This is a genomic window from Comamonas aquatica NBRC 14918, assembly GCF_000739875.1.
In the GTDB taxonomy this organism is placed as follows: Bacteria; Pseudomonadota; Gammaproteobacteria; order Burkholderiales; family Burkholderiaceae_C; genus Comamonas; species Comamonas aquatica.
This window is the reverse complement of sequence record NZ_BBJR01000052.1, coordinates 1-19988: the sequence shown is the minus strand read 5'-3', so window position 1 is coordinate 19988 and position 19988 is coordinate 1. Positions and strand designations below refer to the sequence as shown.

20 protein-coding genes are annotated in these 19988 nt (G+C 68.0%); 12 read left to right on the top strand and 8 right to left on the bottom strand.

Annotated elements, in window-relative coordinates; all coding sequences use genetic code 11:
* Positions 1-35: 35 nt before the first annotated feature.
* The 5 genes from CA2_RS12485 to CA2_RS12465 all read right to left on the bottom strand — a co-directional run bounded on the left by CA2_RS12485 (position 36) and on the right by CA2_RS12465 (position 4567).
* Positions 36-683 carry a thiol:disulfide interchange protein DsbA/DsbL gene (locus CA2_RS12485; protein WP_042417634.1) on the bottom strand — a complete coding sequence of 216 codons (648 nt, stop codon included), beginning with the start codon at positions 681-683 and terminating at the stop codon, positions 36-38.
* Positions 684-738: 55 nt separating this feature from the next.
* Positions 739-1389, bottom strand: coding sequence for an SPOR domain-containing protein (locus CA2_RS12480; protein WP_042417631.1), 651 nt, complete (start codon positions 1387-1389; stop codon positions 739-741).
* Between the two features lie 30 nt (positions 1390-1419).
* Positions 1420-3129 carry an arginine--tRNA ligase gene (gene argS / locus CA2_RS12475; protein WP_042417627.1) on the bottom strand — a complete coding sequence of 570 codons (1710 nt, stop codon included), beginning with the start codon at positions 3127-3129 and terminating at the stop codon, positions 1420-1422.
* Between the two features lie 65 nt (positions 3130-3194).
* Positions 3195-3641, bottom strand: coding sequence for a DUF2214 family protein (locus CA2_RS12470; RefSeq protein WP_042417625.1), 447 nt, complete (start codon positions 3639-3641; stop codon positions 3195-3197).
* The gene (locus tag CA2_RS12465; protein ID WP_042417623.1) at positions 3638-4567 is read right to left on the bottom strand and encodes a LysR family transcriptional regulator; all 930 of its coding nucleotides are present in this window, start codon (positions 4565-4567) and stop codon (positions 3638-3640) included. Before CA2_RS12465 ends, CA2_RS12470 begins: the two co-directional genes overlap by 4 nt.
* 247 nt (positions 4568-4814) lie before the next feature.
* Here CA2_RS12465 and CA2_RS12460 point away from each other — a divergent pair, with 247 nt between their 5' ends.
* The 5 genes from CA2_RS12460 (at position 4815) to CA2_RS12440 (ending at position 10698) form a co-directional block, all read left to right on the top strand.
* The gene (locus CA2_RS12460) at positions 4815-7010 is read left to right on the top strand and encodes a malate synthase G (RefSeq protein ID WP_042417621.1); all 2196 of its coding nucleotides are present in this window, start codon (positions 4815-4817) and stop codon (positions 7008-7010) included.
* A 138-nt stretch (positions 7011-7148) separates the two neighbouring features.
* On the top strand, positions 7149-8783 hold the full coding sequence (locus CA2_RS12455) for a methyl-accepting chemotaxis protein (protein WP_245620954.1): 1635 nt from the start codon (positions 7149-7151) through the stop codon (positions 8781-8783).
* A gap of 175 nt (positions 8784-8958) precedes the next feature.
* The gene (locus CA2_RS12450; RefSeq protein ID WP_042417618.1) at positions 8959-9648 is read left to right on the top strand and encodes a CsgG/HfaB family protein; all 690 of its coding nucleotides are present in this window, start codon (positions 8959-8961) and stop codon (positions 9646-9648) included.
* An 11-nt stretch (positions 9649-9659) separates the two neighbouring features.
* The gene (locus CA2_RS12445; protein WP_042417718.1) at positions 9660-10025 is read left to right on the top strand and encodes a DUF4810 domain-containing protein; all 366 of its coding nucleotides are present in this window, start codon (positions 9660-9662) and stop codon (positions 10023-10025) included.
* Position 10026: 1 nt separating this feature from the next.
* Positions 10027-10698, top strand: coding sequence for a DUF799 domain-containing protein (locus tag CA2_RS12440; RefSeq protein WP_052369931.1), 672 nt, complete (start codon positions 10027-10029; stop codon positions 10696-10698).
* A gap of 140 nt (positions 10699-10838) precedes the next feature.
* On the opposite strand, the gene CA2_RS12435 is transcribed toward CA2_RS12440, so the two are convergent.
* Positions 10839-11735 (bottom strand): LysR family transcriptional regulator, encoded by an 897-nt coding sequence (locus CA2_RS12435; RefSeq protein WP_042417616.1) that lies wholly within the window; start codon positions 11733-11735, stop codon positions 10839-10841.
* An 80-nt stretch (positions 11736-11815) separates the two neighbouring features.
* Between CA2_RS12435 and CA2_RS12430 the strand changes: the two genes are divergently transcribed.
* The 4 genes from CA2_RS12430 to CA2_RS12415 all read left to right on the top strand — a co-directional run bounded on the left by CA2_RS12430 (position 11816) and on the right by CA2_RS12415 (position 15649).
* A complete protein-coding gene (locus CA2_RS12430) occupies positions 11816-13216 on the top strand; it encodes an acyclic terpene utilization AtuA family protein (protein WP_042417613.1) in 1401 nt (466 codons plus the stop codon).
* The gene (locus tag CA2_RS12425) at positions 13209-13580 is read left to right on the top strand and encodes an AtuA-related protein (RefSeq protein WP_042417610.1); all 372 of its coding nucleotides are present in this window, start codon (positions 13209-13211) and stop codon (positions 13578-13580) included. The genes CA2_RS12430 and CA2_RS12425 overlap by 8 nt, the downstream gene beginning before the upstream one ends.
* 29 nt (positions 13581-13609) lie before the next feature.
* Positions 13610-14581, top strand: a complete 972-nt coding sequence (locus CA2_RS12420; protein WP_042417607.1) for a Bug family tripartite tricarboxylate transporter substrate binding protein — start codon at positions 13610-13612, stop codon at positions 14579-14581.
* Positions 14582-14770: 189 nt separating this feature from the next.
* The gene (locus tag CA2_RS12415) at positions 14771-15649 is read left to right on the top strand and encodes a ChaN family lipoprotein (RefSeq protein ID WP_245620953.1); all 879 of its coding nucleotides are present in this window, start codon (positions 14771-14773) and stop codon (positions 15647-15649) included.
* A 176-nt stretch (positions 15650-15825) separates the two neighbouring features.
* Here CA2_RS12415 and CA2_RS12410 read toward each other — a convergent pair whose 3' ends face one another.
* Positions 15826-16713 carry a LysR family transcriptional regulator gene (locus tag CA2_RS12410; protein WP_042417601.1) on the bottom strand — a complete coding sequence of 296 codons (888 nt, stop codon included), beginning with the start codon at positions 16711-16713 and terminating at the stop codon, positions 15826-15828.
* A 131-nt stretch (positions 16714-16844) separates the two neighbouring features.
* Here CA2_RS12410 and CA2_RS18065 point away from each other — a divergent pair, with 131 nt between their 5' ends.
* The 3 genes from CA2_RS18065 (at position 16845) to CA2_RS12405 (ending at position 18353) form a co-directional block, all read left to right on the top strand.
* Complete coding sequence (locus CA2_RS18065; RefSeq protein ID WP_156106044.1) at positions 16845-17003, top strand: hypothetical protein; 159 nt, start codon at positions 16845-16847, stop codon at positions 17001-17003.
* A gap of 20 nt (positions 17004-17023) precedes the next feature.
* The gene (locus CA2_RS17610) at positions 17024-17236 is read left to right on the top strand and encodes a cysteine-rich CWC family protein (protein ID WP_081888988.1); all 213 of its coding nucleotides are present in this window, start codon (positions 17024-17026) and stop codon (positions 17234-17236) included.
* Positions 17237-17567: 331 nt separating this feature from the next.
* Complete coding sequence (locus CA2_RS12405; protein ID WP_042417598.1) at positions 17568-18353, top strand: class II glutamine amidotransferase; 786 nt, start codon at positions 17568-17570, stop codon at positions 18351-18353.
* A gap of 657 nt (positions 18354-19010) precedes the next feature.
* Here the strand turns inward: CA2_RS12405 and CA2_RS12400 are convergent.
* Positions 19011-19604 carry a DUF2059 domain-containing protein gene (locus CA2_RS12400; RefSeq protein WP_169741475.1) on the bottom strand — a complete coding sequence of 198 codons (594 nt, stop codon included), beginning with the start codon at positions 19602-19604 and terminating at the stop codon, positions 19011-19013.
* Positions 19605-19988 lie beyond the last annotated feature (384 nt).

Genomic DNA, 19988 nt, shown 5'->3' with positions numbered 1-19988 from the left:
AAGGCGGGCTCGGGGATGGGGGCAGCAGCACCGGATCAGGCCTTGCGGCTTTGCTCCACCAGGTATTCGACCACACGCAGCACATTCGGCATGCTGCCGGCACGGGGGCCGTCGGTGTAGTAGCGGCCGGCAACGCCCATGGAGGGCACGCCTTCCACGTCATACGCCTGCTGCACCTGGGTGGCCTTGCGCACCTGGCTGGCGACGTTGAAGGAGTTGTAGATCTCCTTGAACTTGTTCACGTCCACGCCCTGCTTGGCGACCCAGTTGAAGATGTCCTCGTCCTTGGCCAGCTTGTTGCGCTCCACATGGATGGCGTGGAACACCTTGACGTGCATGGCGTCGAAGTTGTCCATGGCCTGCAGCGCGAAATACAGCTTTTGCTGGGGCACGAAGCTGGCGTTGAAGGCCACGGGCACGCGGCGCACGGACACGTTGGCCGGGGCCTTCTGCTTCCAAGCGGCAAAGGTGGGCTCGAACGCGTTGCAGTGGGGGCAGCTGTACCAGAAGAACTCCACCACCTCGATCTGGCCAGCGGCCGCTTCCGTGGGGGCGGGGGTCGACAGGCGCAGGTATTCCTTGCCTTCCTTGGGGGCGGCAGCCTGTGCCCAAGCCGTGTTGGCACCGAAGGCCATGGAGGTCGCAGCGGTGGCTGCGGCCAAAGAGAACTGGCGGCGTTGCATCAAAAGGACTCCTTCTTGAGATATGGGCATTGAGAGGGGGAAAGCCTCAGAAAGTTCACTGCTGCACGCGCACCAGGGCGGCGTCCACGCCCGCACCGTCCAGCTTCTGCTTCAGCTGCTCGGCATCGCCGCGTTTGTCGAAGGGCCCCACGCGCACGCGGAACACGGGCCGACCGTTCTGCTCGCGCTCGCTGATGCGGGCCTCCCAGCCCAGCATCGCCAGCTTGGCGCGCTGGGCGTCGGCATCGGCCTGGGTGCGGAAAGCACCCGCCTGCACGAAGTAGCTGAACCCGTCGGAGCCACCCGCACTGGCGGTCGCGGCCTTCGCGGCCGCGGCCGCCTTGGCATCGGCGGCCTTGAGCTGGGCCTTGGCCAGGTCCCCCAGCGGGTCCGCGGCGACCGCGGGCGGCTGCGTGGTCGGGCTGGCCGCCGGCGGCGTGGCCGTCGCGGTCGCTGGGGCGGCCGGGGCCTCCGGGGTGGCCGCCGGCGCCGAACGGGCCGGGGTGCTGCCATACAGCGGCGAGTTGGGGTCCCAGTTGCGGTTGCGTTCGCTCTCGGCGGCCGGGGTGTTGCGCGCCTCGCCCTTGTTCAGGAAGGGCACGGGGACCTTGGTGACATACACCGCCACCCCCAGCGCCACCCCCAGACCCACGATCAAACCCAGGATGAAGCCGAGGATCGTGCCCCCGCGCTGCTGCTTGTCCATAAAAACGCCTGTCACTTTCTGTTGCGCCACTTACATGCGCTCGGGGGCATCCACCCCCAGCACCGCCAGACCATTGTGCAGCACCTGGGCCGTGGCGGCGACCAGGGCCAGACGCGCCAGCTTCACGGCCTCGTCGTCCACCAAGATACGCTCGGCGTCGTAGTAGCTGTGGTAGGCGGAAGCCAAGTCACGCAGGTAGAAAGTGACGTCATGCGGGGCATTGCCCGCGGCCGCGGCCGTCAGCATGTCGGGGTACTTGGCCAGCAGCAGCATCAGCGCCTGGGCCTGCGGGCCTTGCAGCGCGGACAGGTCCACGCTCTGCAGCGCCGCCACGCCGGCACCGCCGGCCTCTTGCCAGGCACGCAGCACCGACTGGATGCGGGCGTGCGCGTACTGCACGTAGTACACGGGGTTGTCGTTGTTCTGCGCCACGGCCAGGTCCACGTCGAAGGTGTACTCGGTGTCGGGCTTGCGGCTCAGCAGGAAGAAGCGCACGGCGTCCTTGCTGGTCCACTCGATCAGGTCGCGCAGGGTCACGTAGGAGCCGGCGCGCTTGCTGATCTTGACCTCTTCGCCATTGCGCACCACGCGCACCATGGTGTGCAGCACGTAGTCGGGGTAGCCCTGGGGGATGCCCACATTGGCGGCCTGCAGGCCGGCGCGCACGCGGGCGATGGTGCCGTGGTGGTCCGTGCCCTGGATGTTGACGACCTTGCCATAGCCGCGCTGGAACTTCTGGATGTGGTAGGCCACATCGGGCAGGAAGTAGGTGTAGGTGCCATCGGACTTGCGCATCACGCGGTCCTTGTCGTCCCCGAACTCGGTGGACTTGAGCCACAGCGCACCGTCCTGCTCGTAGGTGTAGCCGCTGGCGATCAGGCGCTCCACCGTGGCCGCCACGTGGCCGTTCTGGTAGAGGCTAGATTCCAGGTAGTACTCGTCGAACTTCAGGTTGAAGGCCAGCAGGTCCTTGTCCTGTTCGTTGCGCAGGTAGGCCACGGCGAAGTTGCGGATGTTCTCGTAATCCTCGACATCGCCGTTGGCGGTGAACTCGCGGTCATCGGCCTTGACGGTTTCCTTGGCCAGGAAGGCCTGGGCAATTTCGGCGATGTAGTCACCGTTGTAGAAATTCTTGGCCAGCGGGTTCTCGCTGTCCGTGGGCCAGCAGTCGTCGCCGGGCTTGAAGCCCTTGGCGCGCAGCTGCGTGGACTTGGTCAGGGTGTCAATCTGCACGCCCGCGTCGTTGTAATAGAACTCGCGGTGCACCTTCCAGCCCTGGGTGGCGTAGAGGTTGCTGATGGCATCGCCGATGGCCGCCTGGCGGCCATGGCCCACGTGCAGCGGGCCGGTGGGGTTGGCTGAGACGAACTCGACCAGCACCTGCTCACCCCGCGCCGGCTGGTAGCCGAACTGGGCGCCCTGCTCCAGCACTTCGCGCACGATCTGCTGCTTGGCGGCGGGCTTGAGGCGGATGTTCAGAAAGCCGGGGCCGGCGATCTCGATCGCATCCACCCACTGCTGGAACGCGGGCGTGGCTTCCAGCGCGGCCTTGAGCTGCTCGCCCAGGGCACGCGGGTTGGCCTTCAGGGGCTTGGCCAGCTGCATGGCCGCCGTGCAGGCGAAGTCGCCATGGGCTGCCACCTTGGGGTTTTCAAATGCGGCGCGAGCGCCGGCGCCGGGCGAGAGTGTTTCGAGCTCGGCAGCCAGGGCCGCGAGCAAATCCTGTTTGACGGAAAGCATCGGCGGATTTTACGTGCCCGGGCGCCGCTATGCCCGCAGCCAGGATTCCCGCGCCCTGCCGCCGGCTACATGCCCCGGGCCCAGTACGCGGCCACGACGGCGATCACCGGGATGATGTGGGCCTGCACCATGATCCAGACGCGGACCTTGCGCACCGCCTCCTCGCCGGGCAGCGCGCCGTCCGTATTCAAGGCCTTAAGCCAGCGGCGGATGGCCAGGGTCGGGCGCAGCGACATCAGCGCCGCCACGAAGAACAGCAGCATCTTCAGGTGGAACAGCGGCTGCGACACGTACCAGGTCAGGCCCTTGACGCCCCACGCCAGGCGGGCGATCCCGGTCAGCAGCAGCACCAGGGCGGTGATGCCGTAAATCATGTCCAGCCGCGCCAGACGCCGCACCACGGCGGCGTTCATCCACTCGCTGCGGCACAGCGCCGCCTCACTCGACAAGAAGACCACCAGGGTCAGGATGGCCAGCAGGTGCAGGCTGGCTAACAAGGCTTCCAAGGTCATTGCGTTCCTCCTTTGCTCCAGAATTCCGGGCGCTCATAGTGCGCCTTGAGGTAGTCCATCCACAGCCGCAGGCGCAAGGTCATGTGCTTGCGCTGCGGAAAGACCAGGTAAATCCCATTGGGCGGCGCGGCAAAGTCGGCCAGCACCTCCACCAGCCGGCCGGCGGCGATTTCCGCCTCGACCTCCCAGGTGCTGCGCCAGGCAATGCCCCAGCCACCCAGGCACCAGTCGTGCAGCACCTGCCCGTCGGAGCAGTCCAGCGGACCGCCGGGCTTGATGTGCACGCTCTCGCGCCCGCCGTCCCGGGGCACGCTGAAGGCCCAGCCGCGGGTCTGCGAGGCATCGCTGGACAGCGTCAGGCAGCGGTGCTGCGCCAGCTCGCCCGGGTGCCGGGGCGTGCCATAGGCCGCCAGGTAGGCCGGCGTGGCCACGCACAGGCGCCGGTTGTCGGCCATGCGCACGCTGATCAGCGACGAATCCGGCAGGTCGCCCACGCGCACCGCACAGTCATAGCCCTCGCCCGCCAGGTCGACCACGCGGTCGCTGAGGTTCAGCGAGATGGTCACCTCGGGGTGCAGGTCGTGGAACAGCGGCACCAGCGGCGCCACATGGCGGCGGCCAAAGCCGGCCGGCGCGGTGATGCGCAGGTGCCCGGTGGCCTTGATGCCGCCGGCCGAGACGCTGGCCTCGGCATTCGCCACATCGGACAGCAGGCGCTGGCAGTCCTCCAGGAAAGCGCTGCCCTCGTGCGTGAGCGTGATGCGCCGCGTGGTGCGCACCATGAGCTTGACGCCCAGGTGCTCCTCCAGCGCGTCCAGCCGGCGCCCCATGATGGCCGGGGCCACGCCCTCGGCCTTGGCGGCGGCCGTCAGGCTGCCCTTGGTAGCGACGGAGACAAAGGACTCGAAAGCTTTGAGTTTGTCCATGGCGAGACGGATCAGGTGCCCAATAGGCCTGCAGCGCTGATGCAGCAAGCGCTGAAAGCTATGTTTTCTTTGATTATCGACGCTGCATGCACGCTCGGGAGTGTTGCCCACTTTTGCGTAAAAGTCATCAGTTTTGAGATTTTTCAGCAATTTATTGCTGCATACATTTGGAATACAGTGGGATGCAACGCTGGCCCGTCCCGGCGACACTGGTTTTCCGACTTCCCACGATCCAAGGAGCCTTCCCATGACCGCTCGCACCCAGGTCCACGGCCTGCAAGTTGCCCAAGAACTGCACACTTTCATCAATGAACAGGTGCTGCCCGGCACCGGCGTCGATGCCGCCGCGTTCTGGCAGGGCTTTGACACCCTGGTGGCCGACCTGGCCCCCAAGAACGCCGCCCTGCTGGCCGAACGCGACCGCCTGCAGACCGAGCTGGACACCTGGCACCAGGCCCACCCCGGCCCCATCGCCGACATGGCCGCCTACCAGCAGTTCCTGACGCAGATCGGCTACCTGGTCGAGCCCCCCAAGGACGCCAAGGCCACCACCGAGAACGTGGATGCCGAGCTGGCCACCATGGCTGGCCCCCAGCTGGTGGTGCCCATCCTGAACGCGCGCTACGCCCTGAACGCCGCCAACGCGCGCTGGGGCAGCCTGTATGACGCGCTGTACGGCACCGACGCCATCCCCGAGGATGGCGGTGCCGAAAAGGGCAAGGGCTACAACCCCGTGCGCGGCGCCAAGGTCATTGAATTTGCACGCAACTTCCTGGACCAGGCTGTGCCACTGGCTGCGGGCTCGCACAAAGATGCGGCGGCTTACAAGGTCGAAGGCGGCAAGCTGGTCGTGACTTTGAAGAACGGCAACACCACCGGCTTGAAGGATGCGGACAAGTTCGTCGGCTACCAAGGCGATGCGGCTGCGCCCACTTCGGTGCTGCTGAAGAACCACGGCCTGCACATCGACATCATCATCAACAAGTCCACCCCCATCGGCAGCAGCGACGCCGCCGGCGTGGCCGATGTGGTGGTGGAAGCTGCCCTCTCCACCATCCTGGACCTGGAAGACTCCGTGGCAGCCGTGGATGCCGAGGACAAGGTGCTGGGCTACAGCAACTGGCTGGGCATCCTGAAGGGCACGCTGACCGAATCCTTCGACAAGGGCGGCAAGACCATCACCCGGGGCCTGAACGGCGACCGCGTCTACACCGGCGCCAACGGCCAGCCCGTGGTGCTGCACGGCCGCTCGCTGATGTTCGTGCGCAACGTCGGCCACCTGATGACCAACCCCGCCATCCTGTGGGGTGCGCAGGCCAAGGAAATCCCCGAAGGCATCCTGGACGCCGTGGTCACCACCGCCATCGCCATCCATGACCTGCAGGGCCATGGCGCCAACGGCATCCGCAACAGCCGCACCGGCAGCGTCTACATCGTCAAGCCCAAGATGCACGGCCCTGCCGAAGTCGCTTTTGCCAACGAGCTGTTCGGCCGTGTCGAGCAACTGCTGGGCCTGCCCGCCAACACCGTGAAGCTGGGCATCATGGACGAGGAGCGCCGCACCTCGGTGAACCTGAAGGCATCGATCGCCGCGGCCCCCGCCCGCGTCGCCTTCATCAACACCGGCTTCCTGGACCGCACCGGCGACGAAATGCACACCGCCATGCGCGCCGGCCCCATGGTACGCAAGGGCGACATGAAGACCAGTGCCTGGCTGCAGGCCTATGAGCGCAACAACGTGCTGGTCGGCCTGACCATGGGCCTGCGCGGCCGCGCCCAGATCGGCAAGGGCATGTGGGCCATGCCCGACCTGATGAAGGCCATGCTGGAGCAAAAGATCGGCCACCCCAAGTCGGGCGCCAACACCGCCTGGGTGCCCTCGCCCACCGGTGCCACGCTGCACGCCCTGCACTACCACCAGATCAATGTGGCCGATGTGCAAAAAGAGCTGGAAAAGACCAGCGCCGACACCGAACGCGCCAACATCCTGGCCGACCTGCTGCAAATCCCCGTGGCCAAGGACCCCAAGTGGACCGATGCCGAAAAGCAACAGGAGCTGGACAACAACGTGCAAGGCATCCTGGGCTATGTGGTGCGCTGGGTGGACGCCGGCGTGGGTTGCTCCAAGGTGCCGGACATCCACAACGTGGGCCTGATGGAAGACCGCGCCACGCTGCGCATCTCCAGCCAGCACATCGCCAACTGGCTGCTGCACGGCGTGGTGACCGAGCAGCAGGTGCGCGACACCTTTGCCCGCATGGCCCAGGTGGTGGACAGCCAGAACGCCGGCGACGCCAGCTACAAGAGCCTGGTCGCCAACCCGCAGGGGGCAGCCTTCCAGGCGGCCCTGGACCTGGTGTTCAAGGGCGTGCAACAGCCGTCCGGCTACACCGAGCCCCTGCTGCACGCCTGGCGCCTGAAGGTCAAGGCCGGCGCCCGCTGAAGCCGCGGGGCCCCAGGCCCCGGCAGGCCCGACCAAGCGCCCTGCGGGGCGCTTTTTGCATGGCGTCGCCAGCCCTGCAGATATTGCTACAGGATGTAAGGTTGTCATCAGCGTGTAGACGGAGTGGACGAGGATTGCTTGGACAATCGCCCGCCAATCAGGGTTTTTACTTACTCCATCTCCATACCACTTCAACACATCTCCATCGGCAAGCGCCTGGGCCTGGCCTTTGCCGTGCTGACGCTGTTCATCGCCACCATGCTGGCAGTCGGCATCTGGCGCCTGCAGGCCGTGGCCCAGTCCACGGCCGACATGATGGCGCGCCCGCTGTCCAAGGAGCGCGTCATCTCCGACTGGTACCGCACCGTCTACAGCAACGTGAACCGCCACGCCCTGGTGGCCCGCAGCAGTGACGCCGACCTGGCGCGCCAGTTCGTGGCCGACAACGTCGAGGCCTCCAAGGCCTCGTCGCGCCAGCAAGCGGAACTGCAAAAGCTGATCAGCACGCCCGAAGAACAGGCGCTGTTCGACCAGGTCAGCGTGCTGCGCACCCGCTTCGTACAGGCCCGCGACACCATCTACCAGGCCAAGGCCGAAGGCCGGGCCGACGAGGCCGAGCGCCTGCTGCGCAGCGACTTCCAGCCGGCGGCCGACGCCTACCTGCAGACCCTGCAAGCCCTGCTGGACCACCAGCGCCAGCGCATCAGCGACGCCGCCGCCGGCGTGCAGGCCGAGTTTGAACGCGGCCGTATGCAGCTGGCCGGCCTGGGAGGCCTGGCCGTGCTGATCGCCGTGGCCCTGGCCGTGGCCATCACGCGCAGCATCACCACCCCGCTGGCGCGCGCCGTGCACGCCGTGGAAACCGTGGCCGCCGGCGACCTGACGCACCGCGTGCGCAGCGATGCCCAGGACGAAACTGGCCAGTTGCTGCGCGCCCTGGACGGCATGGGCGACCAGCTGCGCAACGTGGTCGGCCAGGTGCGCCAGGGTGCGGACGGCGTGGCCTCGGCCTCCAGCCAGATCGCCAGCGGCAACCTGGACCTGTCCAGCCGCACGGAAGAACAGGCCAGCGCCCTGCAGCAGACCGCCGCCTCGATGGAGCAAATGACCTCCACCGTGCGCCAGAACGCCGACAACGCCCGCACCGCCAACCAGCTCGCGGTCTCGGCCTCGGAGCTGGCCAGCCGCGGCGGCCAGGTGGTCGATCAGGTGGTGGGCACCATGGGCGACATCCATGAGGCCTCGCGCAAGATCGTGGACATCATCGGCGTCATCGACGCGATTGCCTTCCAGACCAACATCCTGGCGTTGAATGCGGCGGTGGAAGCCGCGCGTGCCGGCGAGCAGGGCCGCGGCTTCGCCGTGGTGGCCAGCGAGGTGCGCACCCTGGCGCAGCGCAGTGCCGATGCGGCCAAGCAGATCAAGGACCTGATCACCGCCAGCGTGGAGCGTGTCGACGCCGGCCACACCCTGGTCGAGGAAGCGGGCGTGGTGATGCGCGACGTGGTGGCCGGCGTGCGCCGCGTGACCGACATCGTGGGCGAGATCAGCGCGGCCAGCCAGGAGCAGACCCAGGGCCTGGAGCAGGTGCAGCACGCCATCACGCAGATGGATGCCGTGACCCAGCAGAACGCCGCCCTGGTCGAGGAAGCCGCCGCCGCCACGCGCGCGCTGGAGGCCCAGTCCGTGCAACTGGTCCAGGCCATGGTGCACTTCCAGGTCGGCCAGGAACGCGCCGTCACCGCCGCCCCGGCCCTGCTGACCCGGGCATGACCCGCAGCCCCGGACCCGACCGGGGTCCGGGCAACGCACCGGCGTCTGACATGGCGCAAGACAAGGCACCTGCGGGTGCCTTTTTGGTGGGCGCTGGCCCCTTCTGTCAGCCAGCCACAAGCATCGTGCGGTCCGATATGGAGACAATTCACTTTTCTCTTCATTGCACTGCACCATGCGCTCTTTCCGACTGATCCCCCTGGCCGCTGTCGTGGCCGTTCCCCTCTGGCTGACCGGCTGCGCGACGGAAACGTCCCAGGCCCTGAACGCCACCCAGACCCAGAGCGCCAGCCGCAGCTACCACGGGCCGCGCAGCCCGATCGCCGTGGGCAAGTTCGACAACCGCTCCAGCTACCTGCGCGGTGCGTTCTCGGATGGCGTTGACCGTCTGGGCAGCCAGGCCAAGACCATCCTGATGTCCCACCTGCAGCAGACCAACCGCTTCAACGTGCTGGACCGTGACAACATGGCCGAAATCAAGCAGGAAGCGGCCATCCAGGGCACCACGCAGCAGCTCAAGGGCGCGGACTACGTGGTGACCGGCGACATCTCCGAGTTCGGCCGCAAGGAAGTCGGCGACAAGCAGCTGTTCGGCGTGCTGGGCCGCGGCAAGACGCAAACCGCCTATGCCAAGGTCACGCTGAACGTGGTCAACATCCGCACCTCGGAAGTGGTGCGCTCGGTGCAGGGCGTGGGCGAGTACCAGCTGTCCAACCGCGAGATCATCGGCTTCGGCGGCACCGCCAGCTACGACTCCACCCTCAACGGCAAGGTGCTGGACCTGGCCATCCGCGAGGCCGTGGACCGCCTGGGCGAAGCCGTCGATGCCGGCGCCCTGCCCGCCCTGGCCGCGACCGCACGTTGAAAGGCCGCACCATGCACCTCCACACCGCCATTCGCGCGGGCGCCAGCCTGGCGCTGGCCACCCTGCTGGTGGGCTGCGCCGCGCCCAAGTCCCTGTACAGCTGGAACGGCTACCAGAACCAGGTCTACCAGTACCTCAAAAGCGACGGCCCGGCCGCCGAAGAGCAGATCCTGGCGCTGGAAAAAGGCGTGCAGGTCAGCGCCAGCCAGGGCGCGCAGCTGCCGCCCGGCTACCAGGCCCACCTGGGCCTGCTGTACCTGAACACCGGCCGCACCAACCAGGCGCTGGCCGCCTGGGAGCAGGAGAAAAAGCAGTTCCCCGAATCGGCCCCGTACATCGACTACCTGGTCGGCAACCTGAAGAAGAACGGCATCTGACATGCGCATTCCCCTGATCCCCCGCATTCTGAAGTGGTCGACCCTGCTGGCCACCTGCGCCTGGCTGGCGGGCTGCGCCACGGCCCCCGGCAAGGACTACAGCGCCTACCGTGCGGCCAAGCCGGCCTCCATCCTGGTGCTGCCGCCCGTCAATGACGCGCCCGAAGTGCAGGCCAGCGCCAGCGTGCTGTCCCAGGCGACCCTGCCCCTGGCCGAGGCGGGCTACTACGTCCTGCCCGTGACCCTGGTGAGCGAAACCTTCCGCCAGAACGGCCTGGAAATCGCCGGCGACATCCACGAGGTGGCCCCCGCCAAACTCCAGGAGATCTTTGGCGCCGACGCCGCGCTGTACCTGCGCGTCACGCGCTATGGCACCACCTACCAGGTGATCCAGAGCGCCACCGTGGTCAGCGTGGAAGCGCGCCTGGTGGACCTGCGCACCGGCACCCAGCTCTGGGATGGCCGCGCCTCGGCCTCCAACCAGGAAGGCGGCAACAACTCGGGCGGCGGCCTGGTCGGCATGCTGGTGACGGCCCTGGTCAACCAGATCGTCAACTCCGCCACCGATGCCGCCCACCCCATGGCCGGCGTGGCGACCAACCGCCTGCTGGCTGCCGGCACGCCCAACGGCTTGCTGTACGGACCGCGCTCGCCGCTGTACGGCAAGAACTGACGCGCCCCCTGGTCCGCCGGCCCGGTGTGGCTGGCGGGCCGGCGCCTGCACGCTCCCACATCCAGAGCATGCAGCGCGCTTGCAGCATGGGCCCAAGGCGTTTTTGACTTAATTCTTCGCAACCCCGGCGGCGCGGCAGCTCAGGCCGTCACGCACGCCGGCCGCATGTCCTGCATCAGCCGGTACAAGGCCTGGGCCGCCACGGACAGGCTGCGCCCCCGGCGGCGCACCAGGTAGATCTGGCGCTCCATCGCCGGCAGCTGCAAGGCCCGGGTGCACAGGCCGGGCTTGTCGAAATGGAACAGCGACAGCGCCGGCACCACGCTGATGCCCAGCCCCGCCTGCACCAACCCCATCACCGTGGCCAGTTGCTCCACCTCGACCAGGGTGCGCAGGGTCTGGGGAAACAGCGCTGCATCCAGGTACTGGCGCACGCTGCTGTGCCGGGCCAGGTGCACAAACGGCCAGGGCTGCAGATCCGGCACGCCGATCTCGGCCTGCTGCGCCAGCGGGTGGTCGTCACGGCACACCAGATGGAAGCCATCGCGGCAAAACGGCTCCGCCTGCAGCTCGGGCGTGTCGGCACGGATCGCCGCCAGGGCAAAGTCCGCCTCCCCCTGGGCCACGGCGGTGATGCAGGGCTCTGACAGCACGTCCTGCACCGCCACCTCCACCCCGGGATGGCGCGCCAGAAACTGCGCCAGCACGCCGGGCAACCAGCCCGCCGCCAAGGAGGGCAGCAAGGCCACGGCCACATGCCCGCGCGCCAGCTGGGCGGTGTCGCGCATGGCCTTGGCGCAGTCCTCCAGTTCCTCGGCAATCCGCTGGGCCGACAGCCAGAAGCGCTCGCCCTCCTGCGTCAGCAGCACGTGGCGCGTGCTGCGATCGAACAGCTTCAGGCCCACGTGGTCCTCCAGCGCCTTGATCAGCGCGCTGAACGCCGGCTGTGACAGGTGGCAGCGCGCGGCCGCACGGGTGAAGTTCTTCACCTCGGCAAGGGCCAGGAAGGCCTGGATGTCGCGGGCCGAAATATTCATCTGACTTTCAAATCAATTCATCTCAATTATCGATTTCACAGCTTAGCCAGCCCTTCCTATAGTGGCCAACAGGAGATTCCATGACTTCACCCCACGCCACCACCCCGCCCCTACTGATCGGCTGCGCCGCGGGCTTCTCCGGGGACCGCATCGATGCCGCCGGCCCCGTCGTGCAGGAGCTGATCCGCCAGCGCCAGCCTGCGGTGCTGATCTTCGAGACCCTGGCGGAACGCACCCTGGCCCTGGCCCAGCTGGCCCGGCGCAGCAACCCCGAGGCCGGGTTCGAACCGCTGATGCCCGAGTTTCTGCGCCCAGTGCTGGCCGACTGCCTGCAGCACGGCATCCGCATCGTCAGCAACTTCGGCGCCGCCAACCCGCAGGCCGCGGCCCGCACCATCCACAGCCTGGCCCAGGCCCTGGGCACGCGCACGCCGCGGATTGCCGTGGTGCACGGCGATGACCTGAGCAGCCCCGCGCACCGCCCGCTGCTGGCCGAAGCCCTGACCGAGCGCATGCCCGCACAGGAACTGGTCAGTGCTAACGCCTACATCGGCGCACAACCGATTGCGGTGGCCCTGCAGTCCGGGGCCGACATCGTGGTCTGCGGCCGGGTGTCCGACCCCTCCCTGGTCGTCGGTCCGGTCATGGCCCACTACGGCTGGGCCTGGGACGACTGGGACCGCCTGGGCCGCGCCACCATGGTCGGCCACCTGCTGGAATGCGGCACGCAAGTGACCGGCGGCTACTTTGCCGATCCCGGCTACAAGGACGTGCCGGGCCTGGACCAACTGGGCTATCCCATCGCCGAGATCGACGCCGACGGCCACTGCACCCTCTTCAAGCCCCAGGGCACGGGCGGCTGCATCACCCCGGCCACGGTCAAGGAACAGCTGCTGTACGAGATCCACGATCCGGCGCAGTACCTCACCCCCGACGTGGTGGCCGACATCACCCAGGCCCAGGTCCGCGCCGTGGGGCCCGACCGCGTGCGCCTGGAAGGGGTGCGCGGCCACCCCCGGCCCGACACGCTGAAGGTCAACGTCTGCTACGCCACGGGCTGGTTTGCGGAGGCCGAGATTTCCTACGCCGGCCCGCGTGCGGCCGAGCGCGCGCGCCTGGCGGGCCAGACCATCCAGCAACGCCTGGGCCATCTCGCGCCGCTGCGCACCGACCTGATCGGCGTCACCAGCGTCTGGGGCAACGATGTCAGCAGCTGGCTGGACGGCGCCGACCTGCGGCATGCCCCGCACGATGTGCGCCTGCGCATGGCCTGGCAGCATGCCGACCACGCCACCGCCCAGCGCCTGCCGCGCGAGGTCAACGCCCTGTACTGCTGCGGTCCGGCGGGCGGCGGCGGGGTGCGCACGCACATGCGCCAGCGCCTGGGGCTGACCTCCTGCCTGATCCCCCACACCCACATCCCCACCGGGTTCACCTGGGCCACCGCCCCTGGCCCGGCACCGGAGCGCGCCCATGGCTGACACTGCAACCGACACCCTGACCGTCCCCCTGTACCAGCTGGCCCATGGCCGCACGGGGGACAAAGGCAACCGCTCCAACATCAGCGTGATCGCCTTCCACCCGCAGCTGTGGGTGCCGATCTGCGCCCAGGTCACCGAGGCCGCCGTGGCCCAGCTGTTTGCCGACCGCCAGCCGCGCCAGGTGCGCCGCTACCTGCTGCCCCAGTTGCAGGCCATGAACCTGGTGCTGGACGAGGTGCTGGACGGGGGCGTGAACGATGCCCTGAACCTCGACAGCCACGGCAAGACGCTGTGCTTCCGCGTGCTGCAGATGCCGATTTCCGTTCCTGGGGCACTTGCCCCCTGGATTGCCCGTCCCGCTTGACCATTCCCATAACCACACAGGAGACAACCATGACAAGCACGACCCGCCGCCACCTGCTGACCGCCAGCCTCGCGCTGGCCCTGGCACCCGCCGCCTTCGCCCAGGGCAGCTTTCCCAGCAAGCCCATCACCCTGCTGGTGCCGTTTGCGGCCGGCAGCGCGACCGACCAGCTGGCGCGCGCCCTGGGCCTGTCGATCACCGAGCAGACCCAGCAGCCCGTGATCGTCGAGAACAAGGGCGGCGCCAGCGGCATGATTGCCGCCCAGGCGGCGGCCAAGGCCCCGGCCGATGGCTACACCGTGCTGATCACCACCAACACCACGCACGCGGCCAACGAGCACCTGTACAAAAAGCTCGCCTACGATCCGGTCAAGGACTTTGCCCCGCTGACCGGCCTGGGCAAGGGCGGCCAGGTGCTGGTGGTGCCCATGAATGCGCCCTACAAGACGGTGGGTGAGCTGCTGGCCTTTGCCAAGGCCCACCCCGGCAAGCTGAGCTTTGGCAGCGGCAGCTCCTCCAGCCGCATGGCCGGCGAAATGCTCAAGCAGCTGGCCGGCGTGGACATCCTGCACGTGCCCTACAAAAGCAACCCGCTGGCCATCACCGACCTGATGGGTGGGCAGATCAACCTGATGGTCACCGACATGTCCACCGGCGTGCCGCAGATCAAGGCCGGCAAGCTGCGGGCGCTGGGCTACTCCACCCCCAAGCGCAGCCCCCAGCTGCCCGATGTGCCCACCATCGCCGAAGCGGGCGTCAAAGGCTATGACATGGGCTACTGGTTCGCGGCCTATGCCCCCGCCCACACGCCCGCCCCCGTGGTGGCCAAGCTCAATCAACTGCTGCGCACCGCCGTCGGCAGCCCGGCCGCGGCCTCGTTCTTCGACATGTCCGGCTCCGAGGCCTGGACCACCACCCCCCAGGAGCTGGCACAGTTCCAGACGGCGGAAACCACCAAGTGGGGGCAGGTGATCAAGGCCGCCGGCATCACGCCCGAATAAGCCCCCCGCCCATCCACCCCCCGGCCCTGCGGGGCCTGGGGGATGACCGGCGTGCAGACACCGGGGCGCGTGCACCGCCACAGGCACGCCGCCACGCGGGGTGAAGGCCCCCGCAGAACGGGGCGACATGCGGGCGCAACGCCCCACCGCCACTGGGGCGACCCGGCCATCCCGGTTACCATGCCGGGCATGGCATTGAAACCCATTCTCATTTCCAACGCAGTGCGCGCCGCCGTGTTCGGTGCGTGGCTGTGCCTCGGCGGCTGCGCCGCCCTGTCACCAGCGCCGGCCACCGACACCACGGGCTGGCAACGCCAGCTGCAGGCCCCGGCCCCCCTGCCGGCGGTGCTGCTGCTGGGCGAACAGCACGATGCCCCGGAACACCAGGCCTGGGAACGCGACACGGTCCAGGCCCTGGCCCGGCAGCAGCGCCTGGCGGCCGTGGTGCTGGAGATGGCCCACAGCGGGCACAGCACCCGGGCGCTGGCACCGACGGCCTCGGAAGCCGAGGTCCAGCAGGCCCTGGACTGGCAGGCGGCCGGCTGGGACTGGGCGCCCTATGCGCCCGTGGTCATGGCCGCCGTGCAGGCCGGCGTGCCCGTGCATGGCGGCAACCTGCGCCGCAGCCACATGCGGGAAGTGATGCAGCAAACGCACTGGGACCAGCACCTGCCGCCCACCGCGTGGGAGCGCCAGCGCGACGCCATCCGCAGCGGCCACTGCGATCTGCTGCCCGCCAGCCAGCTCACGCCCATGGCGCGCATCCAACTGGCCAAGGACGCCAGCATCGCCGCCGTGGCGCAGGCCCAACTGCAGCCTGGCCAGACCGTGCTGGTGATCGCCGGCCGCGGCCATGTGCTGCGCAGCGTGGGCATCCCCACCTGGCTGCCGGCCGGGTTGCGCGCCCAAGTCGCCGTGGCCCAGGCGCAGGGCGCCACGCCCACCCCACCCGTTGACTACGACTGGCTGGTGCAGACCCCGGCCGTGCCGGCCCAGGACCATTGCGCCGACCTGCGGGCCCGCTGGCAAACCGGGACACCTGCGGCACCACAGACCCAAAAACCATAGCTATCCGCGCTCACCCCGCCTGCGTATGCGCGGGATTTCATTAATATCATCGACCACACAGGGATGCCACCTGCCAAGGGCTGCGCCCCACAGGCCAGCCCATGCGCGCGGTGGGGACCGCGCACGCCCCCTTAACGCATAAACCACCGCAGACCACCAGCAGCACGGCTGCGCCCTCAGCTGCCAAATGCGGCCAGCACCTGCAGCACCGCCTCCACCGCCGGGTGGGGCACGGGCAGCCGGCGGTGGGCCACGGCCATGGGCCGCAGCAGCGGCGGGTGCAGCGGCCGGATGTCCACACCGGGCACGTGGCGCTGGTCCTCGACTTCTTCCAGCGGCAACAGCGCCGCACTCTGGCTGGCGACAGCCAGGCTTTTGAGGGCACCCGGGTAGGTCAGCGTCAGGAACGGGCGCGGATGGTAGCCCGCCCGGCCAAACCAGGCGGAGATCAGCCCATGCATCTGCGTGGCCGGTGCGAACGAGGCCCAGCGCCGCTCGGCCAGCCACTGCGGCGTGATCTGCGCCGGTGCCTGCCAGACCGCCGGCAGCAACGCCACCATGGTGTCGGTGCGCCAGGGGGTGAGCACGATGTCGGCCGCCGCCGGCTGGGGGCTGGCCACCACGGCGATGTCCAGCGTGCCGGCCTGCAAGCGCTGCATGGCATCGGTGGAACCGACGGCCTCCAGCCGCACTTCCACGCCCGGGCTGCGCCGGCCCAGGGCTTCCAGCATCAGGGGCAGCAGCCGGGTGCTGACGCCAGCTGACACACCCACGCGCACCAGGCCCTCGCGCCCGCTGGCGCGGCGCTGCACCAGGTCGATCAGATCGTCGCTGGCGGCCAGCAGCTTGCGCCCCTGCTCCACCAGGGCCTGGCCGGCCGGCGTCAGCTCGGCCTGCCGGCGCCCCCGCAGCAACAGCACCGCCTCCAGGCGCGATTCCAGCTCCTTGATGTGCAGGCTCACGGTCGGCGGCGCCAGATGCAGGGCCTGCGCCGCCGCGGCAAAGGTGCCCAGGTCGGCGATGGCGATTAGGGTCTGCAACTGGTCGAGGTTGAGGTTACGCATCAGAATTCCTGAATTGAATCTTCATTGAATTCAACTTTACAGATGTTTGGCCAGCCCGGAGCATCTTCTCCATGCTGAAACCACCTGCTCTGCCTCGCGCAGTGCCACCCGATCTGGCCCCCGCGCCCACTGTGTCCACTGCACCCACGGCGCCCACCAGGGCACAGTCCCCGGATGCCCCGCCAGCACTGATCCGACAGCCCGCGTGGCCGCAACGCCTGCAATCTGCCTTGCAACGGGCCGAGCAGCGCATCCTGGAGAACTTCCGCGTCCCGCCCGGCGGCGGCTGAACACGGCATACACTGGCGCCATGTCTGCCGCCCCCTCCCCTGCGACCTGCCCTTTGTGCGGCCAAGCCAATGCCTGTGCGGTCGCGGCCGGATTACCGCCGGAAACCTGCTGGTGCATGCAGATCCGGATCCCGGCCTCGGTGCTCGAGCGCATTCCCGCTGCCGAACGCGGCCAGCGCTGTGTCTGCCCAGCCTGCGGCCAAACGCCAGCGCCTCCCGAAGCACCCCGGTGAACCCCAGCGTCCTCCACCCACCGAGACTGCGCATCCGGCCTTTGCCAACCGCAGCCCAGGCATCACACTCCGCCCTAGGTGGACTGCGCGCCCCGCCGCGGGTTAACTGTGCTGAGGCAGTCCGTCCACCCCACCAGGCTAAGCACCCCGGGCCGGCTACAGCCCCGGCCCCCAATCCCGGCTTGGATTGTCTGAACGCCCCACACCGTCACCCAAAGAACACCTCTGCGGCACAAACCCGGCAGGCAAGCTGCACCTTTGCTGCACAAACCGCCGGCGCGCGTTAGGCTATGCCCCTTTGTTGTCTTGCCCGTTTGGAAGCCCCCTGCCCATGTGCCAGCTGTTAGGAATGAACTGCAACACGCCCACCGATGTGCGTTTTAGCTTCAGCGGCTTTGCACAGCGCGCGGGCAACACCGGCGATCACACCGATGGCTGGGGCATTGCCTTCTTCGAGGACAAGGGCCTGCGGCTGTTTGTAGACCATGAACGCGCCATCGACTCGCCGGTGGCCGAGCTGATCCGTCGCTACCCCATCAAGAGCAAGCACGTCATCGCCCACATCCGCAAGGCCACCCAGGGCGTGGTCAGCCTGCAGAACTGCCACCCCTTTGTGCGCGAGCTGTGGGGCCGCAACTGGGTGTTTGCGCACAACGGCGATCTGAAGAACTTCGCGCCCAAGCTGCACACCCATTTCCGCCCCGTCGGCAACACCGACAGCGAGCTGGCCTTCTGCTGGATCATGCAGGAGCTGTGGAAATCCCACGCCGGCGTGCCCAGCATCGCAGAGCTGACCCTGACCCTGCAGGACCTGGCCCGGCGGATTGCGCCGCATGGCACCTTCAACTTCCTGCTATCCAACGGTGAAGCCCTGTGGGCCCACGCCACCACCCAGCTGTTCTTCACCGAGCGCCGCCACCCCTTCGCCCAGGCCCACCTGGCCGACGAAGACCTGAGCGTGGACTTTGCCAGCGAAACCACGCCCGACGACCGCGTGGCCGTGGTGGTGACCGCCCCTTTGACCAAGAACGAAGCCTGGACCGCCTTTGAACCCGGGGTGGTGAATGTGTTCGTCGATGGCCGCCTGCACCTGGGGCAAGGCCGCCCCCAGAGCTGATACCGCAGCAGGGTCACGTACCGCCGGCGTGGTCGCCGCCGGGTAGGAAGGCGCCGTTCCAGTTCCTGTGGTCGTGGCAGAAGCAGAGGCTTGCGTTGATCGCGCCGTGGGGCCCTGCCGCAACCCGTATTCCCGTGACAGCCGCACGGCGACCCTGCATGGCCTCGGCAGGCCACGGTTCAATTGCAGGGACTGTGGCGCTCCCCTCCGTCCCCGCACACATTGACGTTCACGCCGGCGCTGTGCTGACATAGCGGTGCGGACCTCGGCGGGTGCTACCTGTGGCTGCGCTGAAGGCGGCACACCCGCGCTACCTGCTCCGCGGCAACAGGGGATGCCAGCCCAGCGCCGCCGGCCGGGGCACGTGCGTGCCGTCGCATGGCAGTACCGGCAGGAAAGTACCGGTAGGAAGCACATTTTGGCGTTTGACAAAAAATAGGCTGTCTGCGCTTATTCCATAAGTACTTCAAGCTATCGAAATGATGGCATGGTGTCCGCACCACCAAGAAAAAACCCCGCCAGCGTCACCGCGGCGGGGCTGCAGGCCTGCACCAGTCTCACACCCATGCGATGGGACCGGCCCGCGCCAGGGGCACTGGGCCGCATGGCAGGGGTGCAGCCGTTACTGCGCGCTGGGGACGGCCACAGTGCTAGCTTTTAGGGCTTGGCGCCGGCAGGCGGGGCGCCTGCGGCAGCGCCGGCCGCCTGGGCTTCCGCCATGTGCTTTTTGGCAATCGCCTGCAACTGGGGCATCAGCCGGGCCATGCTTTGCTGGGTGGCAGCCATGGTGGCCTGCATGACGGCCGGCATCTTCTCCACCACGGCCATGCCCACCGGCGTGCGATAGAAGGCCGTTTGCCCATCCACCTCCTCCTGGGTGAACGTGCTTTGGTAGATCTGGACCATCATGGGCCGCATGTGGCTCCAGTTCAGCTCCTGGCGGATGAGGGCAGCGCTCTCGCGGGTCATCTTGTCGATGATCTGCTGCTCGCGCTCGCTGGGCTTGCGCCCCTGCAAGCTGACCTGCACGGCATCACGCATGTTGCGCTCCAGATCGGCGCCAGTCTTGGCAATCAGGGCCTCGCTCTTGGTGGCCGCCAGCAGCGCCTCGATGGAAGCCACCGTTGGTAGTGCGCTCCAGGCCGATCCGGCCAGGCCCAGCCAGGCCATCGCGGCCAGGCTGGCAATACGGAAGCTGCCACGGCGGACGGTGGCAGGCAGGTGGGAAGAAAGTGTGTCGTTCAATCGCATGTCGGACCCAGAATGTGCAGCAGGGCCCTCCGCCATCGGACGGTCCATAGACTGCACGGTCAAGAAAAGCGGCAGCCGGGGTGTAACATGCGCCTTGGCCCGGCAGTCTTCGCAGCCTAGGGCGAGGAAACACAGGCCCAGCCGGCAAGGCGCCAACTGGGCAAGGTTGCAGTGGCCACTGCGCGGCGGGCAGCAGCTACAGCGGCTGCCATCCAGATGCCACGCGACGGATACACAGCGACGTAAGTGTCGTTCAGCGTGGGGAGCGCTCTGCGATGGAGGGACGAGGGTCGCCTTCAGCGGCACATCCCGTGCGAGTGGCAGCGCCGGCAAGCGTACCACCCAATCACCTTCAGATACCAGTCACCTTCATGCATTGAATCG